This window comes from Planctomicrobium mucosum (assembly GCF_051466335.1).
Lineage (GTDB): Bacteria > Planctomycetota > Planctomycetia > Planctomycetales > Planctomycetaceae > Planctomicrobium.
The window spans coordinates 4,364,875-4,383,094 of the sequence record NZ_CP195793.1 but is presented as its reverse complement, the minus strand read 5'-3'; the positions used below and the strand labels follow the sequence as shown (position 1 = coordinate 4,383,094).

The following is an 18,220-nucleotide window of genomic DNA, read 5'->3' as shown; positions in this document are numbered from 1 at the left end:
AGACGGGCTGCTTATGGATTACGACAAGTCGTTTAGCAACTTCACCAGCGGCATGAACAACGCGATGACGATGAAGCCGACGATAAGACCCAAAACGACCACCATAATCGGTTCAAGCATGTTGATGAGACCTTCCACCAACACCCCGACCTCTTCGTCGTAAACGTCTGCGACTTTGTAAAGCATGTTGTCGAGAGCACCGGTTTCTTCACCCACGTCAACCATGTTGACGACCAGGTCGTCGACGATGCGGGTTTCACGGAGCGGCACAGCCATTGACTCTCCTTCGCGAATGGAAGAGTGAATGTGGTCAAATGCCTTTCGAAAGACTTCATTTCCCGCGGTATCTCGAGCGATGGATAACGCTTCAAGAATCGGCACCCCGGAAGCAATGAGCGTTCCCAGCGTTCGACACGTTCTCGCTACCGTCGATTTGGCCAGAATCTGGCCTAAGAGCGGTATTTTCAGTGAGATCCGGTCAACAATATAGGCTCCGGTTTTATTCTTCTTGATGATCTTACTTGAGATATAGATCGCTAGAGGAACCACTGGGATCAAATACCAGTAAGAAACCACCGCATCGCTCATCGTGATCAGCGCAACTGTCATGGGCGGAAGTTCCACGCCGAAGCCGATGAAGATCTCTTTAAACTTCGGAATGATGGAGTACATGATGAAGCCCACGATCAACGTCGCAACGGTGATCACCGCACAAGGGTAAATCATCGCCCCTTGTACTTTGCGTTTCAGACTTTGAGCACGTTCTTTAAACTCGGCGAGACGCTGGAGAATAATTTCCAATGCACCCCCGGCCTCCCCGGCCTTTACCATGTTGACGTACAGATTGTCGAACGCCTTGGGCTGTTTGGCCATCGCTTCCGACAGCGTGTTCCCTGACTCGACGTCTTCAATCACGCCCATGAGCGCATTCTTGAGTGGTCCGGGTTTCGCTTGTCCTTCAAGAATGCGAAGGCTTCGCAAAATCGGAAGGCCAGCGTCCTGAAGTGTGGAGAGCTGGCGGGTAAACGCCGTGAGCTTTTTGGCGCTGACCCCCCCGATTGTAAATGTCGTTTTCTTCTTGGGCCCCTGAGTCTTGGCAGCGTCCTTTGTCTTGCCATCTTTCTTCTTGCGAGTGGTCTTTTCCGTGATTTTTGTCACGTAAAAGCCCTTTTCGCGGATGATTTGCTGGGCATCCGCTTCTGTAGGAGCTTCGATGGTCTCTTTGATTTCGAGACCAGTGTTGTCCATCGCTTCGTATTGAAAGACCGGCATGTTGCGGCACTCCCAGAGGAACAATCTGAAGAAGTTTCAGTTGTTGTATGAATTGGTTGCTGCCGACAGTTGCCGACTGCAATTCGGGTTTCGAGTCACATGTGTTCGAGATTGCCTGTTTGGCATTCCCTGCGCCCATTGTCCGTTAGTCAATGTCTTCCATGACTGTCTCTCGAACGATCTCGTCGATCGTCGTAACACCGTCGAAAATCAACTTGAGGCCAGCTTCTCGCAATGTTGTCATTCCGTGGCTGCGGGCGAGATTTCGCATTTCATCCACAGATTTGTCTGAGGAAATCATGTCGCGAATGTCGTCATTCACTTCCATGAGTTCGTAAATACCGGTTCGGCCCTTGTAGCCGGAGTTGTTACAACGCTGGCACCCTTTGCCGTAATAGAATTTGTAGCGCCTCGCCTGCTCGATGGGAAGTTGGAGCTCCATCAGGAGGTCATCGCTGGGCTCAAACTCCGTTCGGCACTCCACGCAGATTCGTCGCACGAGTCGCTGGGCGAGCACCGCTTCGACGGTCGCAGTGATGAGGAACGGCGGAATTCCCATATCCCGCAACCGAGTCACTGCGGAAGGGGCATCGTTCGTGTGCAAGGTGGAGAACACCAAGTGGCCAGTCAACGAGCTCTGCACCGCGATTTCAGCCGTTTCAAAGTCTCGAATTTCTCCGACCAGAATCTTGTCTGGATCGTGGCGGAGAATCGCACGAAGTGCCTTCGCAAAGGTGACGTCGATTTCGGAGTTGATCGGCACCTGGACCAGCCCGTCGATGTCGTACTCGATCGGGTCTTCGGTGGTGATGATCTTGACGTCGATTTTATTCAGTTCGTTCAGAGCGGAATAAAGGGTGGTCGTCTTCCCGGATCCGGTCGGTCCCGTCACCAGAACGATGCCGTTCGGCCGGTCAATCATGCCCCGGAAACGTGTCAGAGTGGTCGGGTCCATTCCGATCTTGTCGAGACTCAACTGGACCACGGTCCGGTCGAGAATTCGCATAACGACTGCTTCGCCGAACATTGTCGGCAACACGCTGACTCGCAAGTCGACGGAGTTTCCACCGACGTTCAATTCAATACGTCCGTCCTGCGGCAGTCGACGTTCTGCAATGTCGAGGTTCGCCATCACCTTCACGCGGCTGATAATTGCAGCAGCCAAGTGACGTGGCGGAGGAACCATCTCGTACAGCACCCCGTCGGCACGCACGCGAATCTTGAATTCGTCTTCAAATGGCTCGAAATGGATATCGCTCGCCTGATCTTTAATGGCGAGCAGAATCACCATGTTCAGCAACTTACGAATCGGGTGGGAGTTGGAGATTTCATCATCTCCTCCCAGCTCAATCGGTCCGGAAGAAGCAATTAGCGACTTGGTTCCCTCAAGGGCTTCCAGTTCGCCCATGAGTCCTTCCATGTCGTCTTCGGTGCGGGTGGCGTAGTGGCGCGAGATCGCTGCTTCGACTTCCGCGAGAGAAGAGACTGAACCTTTGACTTCATACCCAAGGAAGTTTCTTAAGTCGTCGAGGGCACCGAGGTTTTGCGGATCTGCCATCGCCACCATCAGGACGTTGTCCTTCAGCGAGACGGGCATGATTTTGTAAACACTCGCCATGGTTTCCGGAACAAGTTCCAGCACCTTGGGAAGGATGGTTGTCTCGTCCAGATTGACGACAGGCATCCCAAATTGGTCTGCCAGAGCCTCAGTAATCTGAGGTTCCGTGACCAATCCCATGCGTTTGGCGACCTGACCAATCACTTCACCGGGGCTCTGCTTCTGTTCTTCAAGAACATCCCAGAGCTGATCCTCTGTCAGATAACCGAGGTCAACCAGAATTTGTCCAAGTTTTCGTTGGGCCATCGCACAATTCCTGTGTGTTTTCTAAGCGAAGAACTACGGGGAACACTGACAACGAGCGGAGTCGATCAAGATCACTCCTCGTCTTCATCCTCGTCTTCTTCTTCGTCCAGAATTCCTTTCTTGGCGTTTGCGATACGCGCCTTGAGTTCCCCCGGATTATTGGATTTGGTGACGACAGACTTTTCTTCGCACAGCCCTTTTCGCCAGAGGTCGAACAGGGCATCGTCCAGCAGTTGCATCCCGTATTTACGTCCGGTTTGAATGGACGAATTAATACGGAAGGTTTTCGCTTCACGGATCAGGTTGGCAATAGCAGGAGTGACCACCAGCATTTCGTAGGCAGCGACAAGCCCCTTGGGGATTCGCGGCAACAACGCCTGGCTTAGAATTCCGATGATTGCATTCGATAGCTGGGTACGAACCTGTTCCTGCTGGTTCGTCGGGAACACGTCGATGATACGGTCCACGGTTCCTTGAGCACCTGTGGTGTGCAGGGTTCCGAACACCACGTGCCCGGTTTCGGCAGCGGTGATCGCCGACGAAATCGTTTCAAGGTCTCGCATTTCCCCCACCAGAATGATGTCGGGGTCCATACGCAGGGCACGTCGTAGTGCTTCCGGGAAGCTCGGGACGTCGACTCCGATTTCCCGCTGGTTAATGGTCGATTTCTTGTGCTGGTGGTAATACTCGATCGGATCTTCGAGTGTAATAATGTGATGCTGGTCGTGTTCGTTGATGTAGTTAATCATGCTCGCCAGCGAAGTGGTCTTTCCCGATCCGGTTGGACCAGTCACGAGAAATAGACCACGGGGACGAGTGATCAATTCGCTGATGATGGGAGGTAGTCCCAACTGCTCGAACGTGAGGAATTCATTCGGTACTCGCCGAAGAACCATCCCGATCTGACCTCGCTGCTTAAACACTGCAACGCGGAAACGGGCCTTGTCCCCGAAGGCGAAACCAAAGTCGGTCCCCCCTTTTTCCTGAAGCTCCTGCTGATTTCGCTCTGGCGTGATGCTTTTCATCAGCGCGCTCGTGTCTTCTGGTTCGAGCGATTTTGTATCAAGTCGCTGCATACGGCCGGAGAGCCGGACCACAGGGGGTTGGCCAGTGGTGATGTGGAGGTCGCTGACTTTTTCGCGAACCACCGTCTCCAGGAGTTTGTCGATTTGAAAGGAAGCCATCGAGACCCTTATTGACGAATGTCCGAGCAGACCTGACACATCAGTAGAATGCTGATGTATCAGTGATTATTGGCAACACTCTCTCAGAAATCGATCAAAAGGCGACCGATGTCGGGAGAACATACTTTCTCTTAACTGTTTTTCGACTCTCATCATTGGCTGATTGTCTGCGGTTGTATTAACCACCGCATCTCTCTACTCGGGCTGTCAGTTGTGGCGATTACGCCCAGCAGCTCAGCTTTTCGTAACAGCGGGATTGGATTGAAGTCAGTGTCGGTCGATGAGAAGAAGTCCGGTAGTCGCGTGGTGGGAACCCTAGTCGGATCTGGAAATCCCCCCCCCCCGTCCTCCTCCCCGATCTGCGACATCTCTCGGCCCTGACTTCTAGTGTCCTCCGCTTGAAAGTTTGTACGCCTCAGTGAGTGTCGAAAGTCCCTCAAGTGCTTTGTCTACAGCATCTTCCACCAAGGTCTTCATCCCGTACAGTCGGGCTTGGCGGCGGATGTTCTGGGCTGGTTCACTCTTGAATGCCATGTCTCGAATGCTCGAGTTGAGCATCATCAGTTCGAAGACAGCTTTACGTCCTCGGCAGCCGGTGTGCTGGCAGTGCTTGCACCCTTTGCCGCGTCGGAAGGTCGCGTTCTCGAGTTGGTCAGGTGTCAGTTCAAAGAGTGAGAGCTCAGCCTGGTCTGGCTGGTAAGACTCTCCACACTTTGGACAGACCGTCCTTAAAAGTCGCTGAGCCATGACCGCCATGAGGCTGGATGCCACCAAAAATGGCTGTACACCCATATCGATCAAACGTGTAATAGCTCCGGGCGCATCGTTCGTGTGTAATGTACTGAAAACCAAGTGTCCAGTTAAAGAAGCCTGAATTGCCATTTCTCCGGTCTCCGTGTCGCGAATTTCTCCAACGAGAATCACGTTCGGGGCCTGACGGAGCATCGCACGGATGATTCGCGCAAAATCGAGACCGATCTGATGTTTCACCTCCACCTGATTGATTCCGGGAAGGTAATACTCGACAGGGTCTTCTGCAGTGATGATTTTGCGGTCTGGGCGATTCAGTTCACCTAAAGCACTGTACAGCGTCGTCGTCTTTCCAGAACCGGTTGGCCCTGTCACCAGAAAGATCCCGTTGGGGCGACGGATGATGTTGTGAAAGCGCCGATAGTTGTCTTCGCTGAATCCCAGGTTTCGAATACCGACCTTGATGTTGTCGCGGTCGAGAATTCGTAACACCATGGCCTGACCGTGGTTAGTCGGCAGGATACTGACGCGGAGGTCGATTTCTTTTCCGCCGGCTCGCGTTTTGATTCGGCCGTCCTGAGGTCTTCGCTTCTCGGCGATGTCCATGCGCCCCATGACTTTAAGGCGTGAAGTAATCGCTGGAAGTAGACGTCTCGGGGGGCTGTCGCGTTCGACGAGTGCTCCGTCGATTCGGTAGCGGATGCGAATTCGATCTTCGAACGGCTCAATGTGAATGTCGCTGGCCCGCATGTTGACCGCTTCGTTGATGATTAAATTCACCAACTTCACAATCGGGGAGCCCTCAATATCCTTCTCCGCGGAGGCGGCCTCTTTCATCTCCGTTTCGGTGAAGTCGATCGCTGTTTCGGTGAACTCCTGAATCATCGTATCGACAGACTCGGTTTGAGATTGTCCATAATGACGATTGATGGCGGTTGCGATCGACTCTTTTGATGCGGTTGTCAGCTCGACGTCGCGGGCAAGGATAAAACGAAGTTTATCCATAATGTCCATATTCATGGCGTCGGTCACTGCCACAACAAGGCGTTCCCCTTTGAACTCGATGGGGATGCAGTTGTTTTCGCGGGCGACCGATTCTGGCACCAGCTCGATCAACGAATGGGGAATCTCCATATTGTCGAGGTCGACGAAGCTGAAGCCGAATGCTTTCGCTTTGGCGGCAGCGACCGCAGAGGCTTCGACATAGCCGAGTCGGACTAAAGCGTCCTCTGGCTGTCCGCCCATGTTTCGGGCCATGCCGATTGCTTCGTCCAGCTGATCCGCACTGATCGTGCCATCGTCAACAAACTGATACAGCCAATCATTTCCCGCCATCGATGGGATTCCTCATTGCTGTCGTGATTGAATTGCGATTGAAGTGAATTCAAAGGAAATGCTGTAGAAACGGTCACCAAAGCCGCCGTGAACCGGTGACCGATGCCAGTCTGAACTTTTCTTCAGTGTAGAAAGGGATTGACTCCGGAAACAGGGAGCCGCATCCACAGATTGAGATCTGAATTTGAAGAAAGACAAAACTCAAGAGAATTTGGTCGTTTGTGCGCTTGGAAATCGCGTTTCAGGTGGAACCAGCCTATCGAATGATAGCCCGCACAAGCGTTAGTACCGGCAACTTCGTCTCCATGAGATGTCCTCCCGGCTGTTTCGTGGCTCTTTCGTTCCATCGATAAAAGTCAGCTCATCGAGATGAACTGCGTTCGCATTCAGCTTTCAGCCAAGCTGCTGCAAAAAACGTCTTGACGTCGACCAGTTTTCCTTTGGTCGTTTGTGCAAGAAGCCAGGCAGTACAATCGTTCAACGGGACAAGATGCACCTGAATACTCTCACCGGCGACGCCACCTCCATTTCCTACTTTATGCACATCACGAGCGAGGAAAAACGTCACCTGCTCTGTGGCCATTCCAGCGGAAGTCGGTCCGCTGATCACACGTAACAGCGTCGTCGCCTGATAGCCGGTTTCCTCAACCAGTTCCCGATGTGCAGCGAGTTCTTCGGCTTCGTTTTCTGAGCCGGGTTCATCTCCGACAAGTCCTGCGGGGAGATCGAACACCATGCCATCAAGCGGCACTCGGTACTGCTCAGTGAGGACCAGTTCGTTCTTCGGTGTGATGGCGATAATTGCGACAGCCCGTATGCCGCGTGTCCGGTCCACATACTCCCAGTCTCCCTGCTTAAGGAGCTTCAGATATTTCCCCTCTGCCATAATTTCGCAGGGTGATTTTTCCATGTCGTCTCAGTCAATTCGTTGGTTTGGATTCTTGTGGGGAATACTGAATGCCGTACTTGGGCAATGTTTCGATCAGGCGATCTGTCGTCGTGAAGATTTCTGCGTTCATGCCGAAGAGCCGCCCTTTCTCAATGTATTGGGCAATATCGTCAATGTAGAGGACCTCCTCGGGATCACACTGAACCTGGTCGAGAGCGATCTCGAAGATGCGATCTTCGGGCTTCACTGTCCCGACCTCGTAAGAGAGGATCATGTGGTCGAACAGCCCGAGAATGTTCCATCGCGACTGAATGAAATTAATATGGCTAACACAAGTGTTGGAGAGAAGTACCAGCCGTGTACGTCGGCGTTTCAGGTGGAGTAGAAGTGGGATCATCGAGTCGTTCAGCTCGAAAATGTCTCCAAGGGCTCGAACCAGTTGCCCGAGATTGATTCGGCAATTGAATTCATTCTCAAGTTGCTGCTTTAACTCGATCTCCGTGATCAGCCCTCGCTCGAAATTCCATTGCATCTGCCCCTGAAGGAGAGTCTTACGAACACTTTCCACCGGAACATTGCAGACGTCTGCCACTTGTTGGCACATCTTCTCATGAGAGAAAAAACAGAGGACATTCCCCAGATCACAGAGGAGTGTCCTGATGACGCGATCGCTCATCATTTCGTGCTACCGACTGATTGACGAACGGAATGAGGCTGAATCATGGACTGAAGATGAAGGACGTCAAGACAGGTCATTGTGCTGAATGAGATTTGTAGTCATTCCACAGTTCGTCGACGGTCTTTCCAGTAATCTTCTTCCAGATTTCTTCAGAATAGGTTCCTTCTCGCATTGCAGCGTTGAGTCGTTGAACAAGATCTTCGTGACCGTGATTCTGAACATAGTCCAGAAAACCCGCGGTCGTCTGATAGCTGTCGGAGTATTTTGCTCGTGAAAAATCAGGTGTTCCGGGGCGTTGGTCTTTCGATTCGTAAAGGTACCAGCGAATCTGGTCGGCGACTCCTTCAACCAGCCAGCCGGGATTACGTGCTCCGGGGCGTGTTCTTCCGTACTGCTGCACGATGTGCACCATTTCATGAACGACTGAGCCGGCAGCCTCTCCGTTCAAGTTTCTCAGGAACCAGTTTCCGGCGCAGTGAATTGAGGTCCCGGATGCATGTGCAACCCCCTTCATGTCGCGATGGAATGTAATCGAGAATTCAGCAGGCGCGCGAAATCCGTCACTAGGGAGGAGTTCCACGATTCTCGGATACCATTCGATAATCACCGGAATCAGTTTCTCGTCGACCCACGGCTGAATTTCCGGGAGATCTGAGTAGTCCAGCACGACCTGATACTGCTCATTGATTTTGACAAGCTTCTTGGGGAGTCGTTCTGGAAGTGAATATTGCTTACCATCAATCACGTCAATTTCACTCAGAAATGTCTGGGCGAACTGGTTGTTGGGTTCTGTTGGAGAGAAGCTGAGAATCAAATAGCGATGCTCTCCAATTACGGTACCATCCTGTTGAGAGAGACTGACGGCATGCTGGCCACCCCGTCCACCTTGAGTGCTTGTGTCGATTTCACCGAGAAGCACCCACTCCTCAAGTTTGAGTTCAGTGAGTGTGGCTGATTCGTCTTTGTTGCCGTACAGCTGATATTTCTGAGCCGCGCGTTCGCCCGTATGCCAGGAGTAGGTGTTGACACTCTGAATTTTGCGGGCCTCGCCCAGATCAATGAGCAGTTGGCCATTTTCTGTTCCAGGGGCGAAGAAGAAATTCGCAGTGGGAGCGTCTGCGTGCGGAGGAGACTTCCCGTCGTTCAAGACAGCTGCCGGTCCGCTATTGCCGTCGACATTTCCTTTAATAACTCGAAACGTCGCGACGTTAGCGGCATCATTATTTTGAGGGGACGAGAGGTGTTTGAGCTGAAACTGAGGATTGGCCTGCTCGTTCGGAATAATTTCCGCCGAGACCTGAGGCGGGTCTGCCAACAACGAGGATTCGAACATCAGCATGAGACATACGAAAATGCAGGAAAGCGCCCTCATCGGAATATCTCCCGGGTACTGGAAGTGGGGTCGAGCCTCCCTAACATACCGGAAATCCCACATTTCAGTGATTGAAAATGCGAAGTTTTATGGAAGCGACATTGGGCTGCGAGACTTGATTTCGAAACTCCTTGGGATGTTCAAAATCACTCGGAAGCCGTGGTGTGCGAGACTGGAGCCGTGGTGACGAATCGGGCTGTGTCCGCGATTTTCCAGCGACTGCTCCACGTAAATTCAGGGATCGGTCGCCGTACTCGTCTGCAAGAGTTTTTCCTGTAGTAGGTTACGTTGAGTGTGGAGCCGCCGCTGTCGGGTTTTTCCACTTGATTTGAATACCAGCTTCGCTCGCTGCGAATGTAGACAATTCAGGGCGGGGATTCGTACACTGGAGGATCAATTCCGCCGAGACGAGTGTGTAGGATGAGATCGAAGTACGTTGATCCGTTCTTCGGCAGTTTGGCAACGGCACGGGGGCTCTCTGGAGTCTCCTACCAGCAAATCAGAGAAATCATGAGCGACAAACGTAATCTGTTCGAAAAAGTTTGGGACTTGCATACTGTCAGTACGTTGCCTTCCGGGCAAACCCAGCTGTTCATTGGCCTGCACCTCATTCACGAAGTGACGAGTCCCCAAGCGTTCGAAATGTTGCGAGATCGTGGCCTGAAGGTCATGTCGCCTGAACGCACTGTCGCGACGGTTGACCACATTGTTCCAACCGATTCCCAGTTGCGTCCGTTTCAGGACACTCTCGCTGAACAGATGATGTCTTCGATCGAGAAAAACTGTCACGAATTTGGCGTGACTCTCCTCGACCTGAAGGATGATCGCCAGGGGATCGTTCACGCTGTCGGTCCGGAACAGGGGCTCACACAGCCGGGGCTGACAATCGCTTGTGGTGACAGTCACACCTCGACACATGGTGCGTTCGGGACGATTGCATTCGGCATCGGAACTTCCCAGGTGGCATACGTTCTGGCGACTCAGACACTTGCCATGAACAAGCCTAAAGTTCGCCGTGTCGTCGTGAACGGCAAACTTGCTCCGGGTGTCTACGCGAAGGACGTTGCTCTTTACATCATCCGCCAACTTGGCGTGAAGGGTGGAATCGGATATGCGTACGAATTCGCGGGCGAAGTCTTCGACTCCATGACAATGGAAGAACGAATGACAGTCTGCAATATGAGCATCGAAGGGGGAGCTCGTTGCGGATACATCAACCCGGACCAGACAACTGTCGAGTACTTGCGTGGTCGTCCGTTTTCACCAAAGGGTGAAGAGTTCGAGAAGGCTGCCAAATGGTGGCTGACACTCGCTTCCGGGCCAGATGCCCAGTTCGATGACGAAGTCGTCTATAGCGCAGCGGACATCGAGCCAACAGTGACTTGGGGGATTAATCCAGGTCAATCCGTTGGGATCAATGAGAGTATTCCCGCAGTCGCTGACTTCCCAGCTGAAGAGCAGGCGGGGGTTAAAGAGGCGCTTCAGTTCATGGAACTGGAAGCCGGTCAGTCGATGCAGGGGGTCAAGATCGACGTTGCCTTCATCGGATCCTGCACAAATGGTCGGATTTCCGACCTGCGTGAAGCGGCTGAGATCGCTCGTGGTAAGCATGTGGCAGCAGGAGTCAAAGCGCTCGTCGTCCCGGGATCAAAATTGATCGCGAAACAGGCTATGATGGAAGGTCTCGACAAGATCTTCACTGAAGCTGGTTTCGAATGGCGTGAAGCAGGCTGCTCAATGTGTCTGGCGATGAATCCTGACAAATTGAAAGGCCGCGAAATCTGTGCGTCCTCTTCAAATCGAAACTTCAAAGGCCGTCAGGGGAGTCCAACTGGTCGTACCTTGTTGATGAGCCCAGCGATGGTGGCCGCTGCTGCGATTGATGGTCACGTCACTGACGTCCGTGAACATCAGGCTGCAATGGTCTGATTCGCGATTGAATGAAACTGAGAATGGTCGAGAGCCAGACCGGAATTCCGATCTGGCTCTCAGTGTTTCAGCGGGCTGGTCGATGGATGACGAGCAAGCAATTCATGCTGACTCGTCGACTACTTCGTGAGTTCCAAAGCAATATCCTTGTCGCCGGATGGCTCAAGGGTGACGACCAACGTGGTTTTTTGCGGGTCGGAATACTTCGGATCAAACGTTGGCTTCTTCATGTATGTGGTTTCTTTACCGTTCATGGGGGGGATGACATTGTCTTCCTTTGCACCTGAAACGGTGACCTTGTGTTTTCCAACAACTGCTCCGAGTCGACCATTTGTTCTGACTTCAAAAGCACCTGAGTCGTCGGTTGTAGCGACGCCAACCGGTCCACTCTCCGGATAGAAGGTGATTGTGGCATTCTTGATTGGGGCATTATTGAAGATCGCTTTTCCACTAGCTGGTCCGAGCTGGATCTTCGGCCCGGTCGATCCTCCACATCCCATCGCAAGGAGTAGGATGCAGGGGAAGAGAGTCTGATGAATGGGCATGATGATTGTTCTTTGACAGCGAGATGTAGGGAGATTCCTCGCACGAGCAGAACTCCCACCTCGACTAGAGGTTGACGGGACAAGCACAACCCGGATCTGCTTCCGAGAGCTCATGCAGATCCAGGGTTGAACGAGCAGATTGCGTGGTTACTTGGGGGTGGTTTAGAACTCCCCGAGGACTTCGTTTCCGTTGATGGTTGCGGCATTGCGGTACGTCGCGAGATCAACATTTTCGGAAACAAAGCGGACCGCTCCGTCCCCCATCAGAAAGTTTCCGCCGCCAACGTGCTGGCTGGCAAATGCGTAGTTTTGTGGCCAATCGTTAGGGTCAATCGCAGGAACGGCTTTGACATAGTGATTCAGTGGAACGCCTGCCGTGGCTGTTGTGTGGTTGAAGAAATACCAGGAAGTATGCGTGCATTTTCCGGGGAGGGCTTCTCCCACGAAGAGAGTGTTCGATGTTCCGTCGACGATATCGCGCATTCGGGTAACAAGTGGTCCGTTCGTGCGATTATTTCGACACATCCAGCCATTTCCGACATCCAAGCCATTCGCGTCATTCGCACCACGTCCTAAGGGAGATGAGTGAATGAATGGTCCCCATCCCCAGTTACTTCCTGCGACGGCTTTGTAGGAATTCACAGCAAAAGCATCCTGAGTGAGATTCGCCCGCCATGGGAGTTTTCCTGACTCATAGGTCGAGTCTGTAGGGCAGAGAAATGCGGGGATGATCGTCATCGCTGCCAGCGTATTGGCCGAGTAGGGAGTGGGGAGTGGGGATGTTGCGGCGGGCGCCATTGGTTCGTTGAACTGAATTGTGTTGTAGAGTGGGCTTTGATCGATGTAGGGGAGGATGCCGGTGAGCCAGGAGCGTCCTCGTGACGTAGCTGAGAAGTCTCCCGCGACCTCGAAATTGATCGGGAATGTTGAGGCAACGTCATGGTAATTGTGAATTGCCAAGCCAAGTTGCTTCATTTTGTTTCGGCATTCAGTGCGCCTCGCGGCTTCGCGAGCTTGCTGGACTGCGGGAAGAAGGAGTGCAATCAAGACAGCAATGATTGCGATGACAACGAGAAGTTCAATGAGGGTAAAACCGGAGTTCGACTTCCTTCTGTTACTGAGGTGATGTGAGGAGAAATCCTCGGCGTTTTGTGAGCGAATCACTCTGGTGGAGTCTGCTTGCATCGAGACTAGCGACGTGTTCATACGAACCCTCCGACATCAAGTAGATTGCTGCCGCAGTACCGCAGTTTATGAGTGCTGCAAATCGAAATGACTTACGGCGGAAAGAAAGGAAAAGCGATGGGATCAAATACGGATTTCATTTCGAAGGCTGAAGACGAACTTAAATTCGTGCGACATCCATGTCAATTGATGTGACGGAATGTTGACGAGAAATCTTCATTTTTTTGCTGTTCGGTCTATTTGTTGAGGAATTAAATACAACTGCTTGCACTTTCAGTTCAAGTTCGCGAGATGTGGCAAAAGCGATTCATCAAAAGCAGAAACGCCGGACGACTGATGTCCGGCGTTTCTGCGTCGATATCTGATGATTCTCAGTTGAGAATCAGGAGAGCAACATTTCGAGATCGTCGGTCGTCAGCTCGCCGAGAGGCGTTCCTTCCGATTCCAGAATCGCGTCTGCGAGTTCTCGTTTTTGCTTCTGCAGCTCGAGAATTTTCTCTTCCACAGTGTCGCGGCAAATCAAACGATATGCGAAGACCTGTTTCTTTTGTCCCACTCGGTGAGCTCGGTCGATGGCCTGCGCTTCCACGGCAGGGTTCCACCATGGGTCGAGCAGGAAGACGTATTCCGCTTGTGTCAGGTTCAAACCCAGACCCCCAGCTTTCAAGGAGATCAGGAAGACAGGGCAGTTCGGGTCGTTCTGGAACTGTTCGACAACCTGCTTGCGTTTGCGGGTTTGACCATCCAGATACGCGTACGGAATGTTCTTGCGATCGAGGTGTTTCTTCACAATCGACAGCATGCTGGTGAACTGGGAGAAGACCAGCGATTTGTGGCCTTCCTGTATCAGTCCATCGAGCTGCGGAATGAGCACATCCAGCTTCGCGAATGCATCTTCGTCGCTTCCCTTGTCGAGTAGTGCCGGATGGCATGCTGCCTGACGGAGGCGGAGAAGAGCTTCGAGCACGTGCATGCGGCTCTTTCCCATCCCCTGCTTTTTGACCATGCCGAGCAGCGAATCACGGTAGTATTCTCGCATCTCGGAGTAGAGCTCGCGTTGCCGCTCGCCCATCTGACAGTAAATAGTTTCTTCGAATTTATCTGGCAGCTCTTTGGCCACTTGCCCTTTGGTTCGGCGTAGAACGAAGGGACGCACACCGGACGCGATTGTCCTTCTGGCTCCTTCGTTGGAAGCTTCCGTGGCAAACGACTTGAAGATCTGGCTGCGTCCGAGCATTCCCGGGTTGAGAAACTCGAAGATCGACCAAAGGTCGCCCAGATGGTTTTCGATCGGCGTACCGGACAACGCAACGCGGTGTTGAGCTTTCAACAGTCGAGATGCTTTGGCAGCCTGTGACGACGCGTTTTTGATCGTCTGGGCTTCGTCGAGTACGACGTAATCGAACTCGATGTCTTTCAGATCAAGAATGTCGCGTCGAAGTGTTCCGTAGGTCGTCAGGATAATGTCTGTTGTCGGGATGTTTGGGAACAGAACTGCACGTTCCGGTCCGGTGTACTCCATGTGTGTCAACGCAGGAGCAAACTTCTCGATTTCCTGAATCCAGTTGAACATCAGTGACTTCGGCACGATGACCAACGAAGGCAGATGGCGCCCACGAGATTGGCTACGCTCCTGGAAGAGAGCGATCATCTGGACTGTCTTACCCAGACCCATGTCGTCCGCTAGACATCCCCCAAATCCGTAATCCTGGAGGAAGTGCAACCACCCGAGACCTTCTCGCTGGTACGGTCTCAACTCTCCATGGAAATCGCTTGGTTCTGCCCGCGGCTGAATTCCTTCGAAGGATGCCAGCTTACCTCGCAGCTCGAGATATCGATCGTCGAAATCGACGAACTCTTGCGTCGACAACAGGGAATCGACGAGTCCCAGCTGAGTCGTTGAAAAACGAAGCCCTTCTTCGTCCGTCGTCCCCAGCCCAGCCAGAATACCGTATTGCTGTAGCCATTCTTCCGGGAGAATTCCCAGCGAGCCGTCGTCGAGGCGAATGGTTTGATCGCCACGCGTTAAAGCTGCCAGTAGTTCTGGGAAGCTGGCCTTTTTGCCGTCGAAATCGACGTCAGCTGTCAGTTCAAACCAATCAATTCCGGAGCGAACATTGAACTTGACCGATGCTGGCTGGCGAACTTCTTTGCCGTCAGCATGGACCTGCCATCCGTCAGCAATCAAGCCGCGAACTGCACGACCAAGCTCACTCGCCGAGATGTCGACATCATGAGCTGTCTGGCGATGGTCGACGAGACGTCGGAAACCAAGATCGTCGAGTCGTCCCCAGAATCCTCCTTCGAGTTTCTGGTCGCGGAGGATGCAGCGATTCAAGTCGCGTTGAACAATCGCCCATTGAACATTCGATCCGCGCACGGCAGTGCCGTCGTATTCGAATTCGACGTTGGCGTGAATCCGTTCGTGTTTCCATCCACGCTTGGAAGGAGACTTGAAGATGAGGCGTGCCGAAGGAATCGGACGCACTTCTTCCAGTTGCAGGGATTCGGGCAATTCCAGTTGCGGAAGACTTGGCATGTCGAGCAGCCAGTCCACCAGATCTTGCTCTTCGTTCTCTTTGGCGGTCAATTTCTGCTCACCGAGCAGCATTGGGACCCAGTCAAACGAGTTGAAGTCCTCCAGACGGGAGAACTTATGTTTGTAGATGATCAGACCACCGGGAAGGATCAGGTCGCACTTGTCCAGCGTTAAAACGATGTCATCGCGCCGAACCTGCCCCTTGAGTGCCCAGCTTTGGTCTTCCTGCTGCTCCAAGGACAGGCAGAGTCTCCAAGGATCGCTGTCGTCCCAGAAGAGAGCGTCGGTGTCTTTTTCGGATTCATCGAGGAAGCGAAGTCGTCCTGAGCCTGCCATCATCGGAAGGATGAGCAAACAGAGCTCATATGGAAGGCGGTATCGGCTGATCGATGTCTGGAATTCTGCCTGCTGCGCCATCCAGCCTGTACGCTCAGGGGTTCCGCCCCCGAGGTATGCGAGAATCTGGCGATCGTCGGCGTGTTCGATTTCTTCCAGCCGGCCTGGTCGAATCTTGAGTGGTTTGAGTTTGCCCCATTGACCGTTGCTGCGTCGTTGTCGCTGGGAGGTTTGAATCACAAGCTGCATCGACTTGCGACTTTCTTCCACGTCCACTTCGTAGAAGATTTCGCGTTCTCGCGACTCTGCGGAGGCGCCCGCGCGGCTGCTCGCAGGCATCTGATTTCTCAGGTCCTGAAGTTTGGTTTCCCATTCTCGCGGTTGAGACCGAGGTGCAGCGGTCGGAGCCTCTTTCTTCGCAGCGGAAGAAGAGGTGTCGCGGCTTTTTTCTGAGGATCGGAAGAAATCAGCCCCGTCGAAGTCATCTTCGTCCCATGAACTCAGGTCGAGCGGTTCGTATCGGCTTTCAGAAACGAATGGGGGGACTTGTCCCGGCTTCGGAACGCCGGTCAGATAAGATCCCGCATCAACCGCCAGAACGGTGGCCCAAAGGTGTTTGCAGGCGGGATCGCGAGATTGACCTTCCCCGACGCAGGAACAAAACATCCGGAGCTCACCCTCAAGGCGACTCAGATGGGTTTGGAATTCTGTACCATCGCGAACGACAGCATGAAGATCGTCGGCTGTGACTCGGGCAATGGAAACGCGGTCGGCCTGAAGATACGCCTGTCCACGGAATCTGATATCGCCTCGGAATTTGCTCTCAAGCAGTTGTGTCAGAGACACCCCTGGCCTCCCTGCGCGTGAATCTTAGTCCCTCGGAAACGGTCTCCAGAATACCCACTTAGTGTTTTGGATTCCCTGTTGGTGAGACGTATCGCTCGCGGTTCTAAATTAGGTCGAAAGTGTACAAGGGCCGATCAAAAAAGGTCGACCCGCCCGAAATCGGGCGCAGCGATCCAGCGTAATGGAATTGATGGTCTATTTTCCAGACCTGTTGCTGTGAAATCTTTCGGTCGACGTAAGTCGTGATAAATATGAGGGCAGTGTGAACCTGCATCTTTCAGGGGTTGTCTGCGATTTTGATTCGATACAATCGGGGCGGTCCCGAGGCGATCGATGACGAAAGAGACCCGTGCGCTTTCGGTCCGCTGTCGGACCGTCTAAAATGTGCCCTTTCGCGAAAGTCCCCTCTGTAACAGTATCGATGGCCGCATTGAGTGGCGATGGAGTTGAAAATGGCCCGCAAGGGAGAACAGTTCGCCGGCCTGACAGTGGCCTTGATCACCCCGTTCAGCAATGGTGATGTCGATGAGGCTGCACTGCGTAAACTCGTCGACTGGCACGCAGAGCAGGGAACCAATTGCGTCTGTCCGTGTGGGACCACTGGAGAGAGTCCAACACTCAGCCATGAAGAGCATGAACGGGTCATCTCAATTGTTTGCGAGCAGACCGCCGGCCGCATGAAGGTGATGGCGGGAACCGGATCGAACTCGACCCGTGAAGCTGTTCGTCTGACGCAACGGGCAAAAGAGGCGGGTGCCGATGGCGCTCTTATGGTCGGGCCATACTACAACAAGCCAATGCAGGATGGCTTTTACGAGCATTTCAAAGCCGTCGCAGAATCTGTCGATTTGCCCATCGTTCTTTACAACATTCCGGGCCGGACAGCGAAAAACATCGAGCCAGATACCATTTGTAAACTGGCTGAATTGAAGAATATCGTAGCGATCAAGGAAGCGACTGGATCACTTGATCAGGCCTCCCAGGTTCTGAATGGAAGTGATCTCACTCTTCTTTCGGGTGACGACAGCCTGACGTTGCCACTTCTCTCCGTCGGGGGAAGCGGAGTCGTCTCGGTTGCAGGAAACATCGTGCCAAAGGACGTGCTGGCGCTGATTGCGGCCTGGAAGTCAGGGAATGTGGCGGAAGCACAGGCAGCTCATCATAAGCTGTTCCCATTATGCCGCGACATGCTCGGACTGGCGACCAACCCCATTCCGCTCAAAGCAGCCATGCAATTGCTTGGACGCGACACGGGTGAAGTTCGCCTGCCACTGACACCGCTGTCTTCTGCTGATCAGGTGAAGTTGCGAGCCACGCTTGTGAACTACGGCCTGTTGAAGTAGTCGTCGTTCATTGCGTATCGAAAATTGATAAGTTGAACAGACGGGCAGTGTCGGTTGGCTTGGCATTGCCTGTCTGTGCTTAAATGCGTTCATTTGGGGCGAAGTCATTTTCGTCGGGTTACCGAAAACCTGATAAGATCGCTTGGCCTGCG

General features: G+C 53.0%; 12 protein-coding genes. 2 read left to right on the top strand and 10 right to left on the bottom strand.

Annotation, left to right across the window (positions count from 1 at the left end; all coding sequences use genetic code 11):
* Positions 1-18: 18 nt before the first annotated feature.
* From SH668x_RS17415 to SH668x_RS17385, 7 genes are all read right to left on the bottom strand, one after another.
* Positions 19-1,272 (bottom strand): type II secretion system F family protein, encoded by a 1,254-nt coding sequence (locus SH668x_RS17415; RefSeq protein WP_437186334.1) that lies wholly within the window; start codon positions 1,270-1,272, stop codon positions 19-21.
* 145 nt (positions 1,273-1,417) lie between these two features.
* Positions 1,418-3,136: a GspE/PulE family protein gene (locus SH668x_RS17410; RefSeq protein WP_437186333.1), complete on the bottom strand. Its 1,719-nt coding sequence runs from the start codon at positions 3,134-3,136 to the stop codon at positions 1,418-1,420.
* A gap of 71 nt (positions 3,137-3,207) precedes the next feature.
* On the bottom strand, positions 3,208-4,320 hold the full coding sequence (locus tag SH668x_RS17405) for a type IV pilus twitching motility protein PilT (RefSeq protein ID WP_437186332.1): 1,113 nt from the start codon (positions 4,318-4,320) through the stop codon (positions 3,208-3,210).
* Between the two features lie 384 nt (positions 4,321-4,704).
* Positions 4,705-6,405: a GspE/PulE family protein gene (locus SH668x_RS17400; protein WP_437186331.1), complete on the bottom strand. Its 1,701-nt coding sequence runs from the start codon at positions 6,403-6,405 to the stop codon at positions 4,705-4,707.
* Between the two features lie 361 nt (positions 6,406-6,766).
* Positions 6,767-7,315 carry an NUDIX hydrolase gene (locus SH668x_RS17395; RefSeq protein ID WP_437186330.1) on the bottom strand — a complete coding sequence of 183 codons (549 nt, stop codon included), beginning with the start codon at positions 7,313-7,315 and terminating at the stop codon, positions 6,767-6,769.
* 10 nt (positions 7,316-7,325) lie between these two features.
* Positions 7,326-7,973: an HAD family hydrolase gene (locus SH668x_RS17390; RefSeq protein WP_437186329.1), complete on the bottom strand. Its 648-nt coding sequence runs from the start codon at positions 7,971-7,973 to the stop codon at positions 7,326-7,328.
* Between the two features lie 73 nt (positions 7,974-8,046).
* A complete protein-coding gene (locus SH668x_RS17385) occupies positions 8,047-9,312 on the bottom strand; it encodes a basic secretory protein-like protein (RefSeq protein ID WP_437186328.1) in 1,266 nt (421 codons plus the stop codon).
* A 543-nt stretch (positions 9,313-9,855) separates the two neighbouring features.
* On the opposite strand from SH668x_RS17385, the gene leuC reads away from it, so the two are divergent.
* Positions 9,856-11,274, top strand: a complete 1,419-nt coding sequence (gene leuC / locus SH668x_RS17380; protein WP_437188581.1) for a 3-isopropylmalate dehydratase large subunit — start codon at positions 9,856-9,858, stop codon at positions 11,272-11,274.
* A 119-nt stretch (positions 11,275-11,393) separates the two neighbouring features.
* Here leuC and SH668x_RS17375 read toward each other — a convergent pair whose 3' ends face one another.
* From SH668x_RS17375 to SH668x_RS17365, 3 genes are all read right to left on the bottom strand, one after another.
* Positions 11,394-11,819, bottom strand: coding sequence for a carboxypeptidase-like regulatory domain-containing protein (locus SH668x_RS17375; RefSeq protein WP_437186327.1), 426 nt, complete (start codon positions 11,817-11,819; stop codon positions 11,394-11,396).
* A 162-nt stretch (positions 11,820-11,981) separates the two neighbouring features.
* Complete coding sequence (locus SH668x_RS17370) at positions 11,982-13,025, bottom strand: DUF1559 family PulG-like putative transporter (protein WP_437186326.1); 1,044 nt, start codon at positions 13,023-13,025, stop codon at positions 11,982-11,984.
* 361 nt (positions 13,026-13,386) lie between these two features.
* A complete protein-coding gene (locus SH668x_RS17365) occupies positions 13,387-16,725 on the bottom strand; it encodes an SNF2-related protein (RefSeq protein ID WP_437186325.1) in 3,339 nt (1,112 codons plus the stop codon).
* 452 nt (positions 16,726-17,177) lie between these two features.
* Here SH668x_RS17365 and dapA point away from each other — a divergent pair, with 452 nt between their 5' ends.
* A complete protein-coding gene (gene dapA / locus SH668x_RS17360) occupies positions 17,178-18,068 on the top strand; it encodes a 4-hydroxy-tetrahydrodipicolinate synthase (RefSeq protein ID WP_437186324.1) in 891 nt (296 codons plus the stop codon).
* The last annotated feature ends 152 nt before the right edge of the window (positions 18,069-18,220 follow it).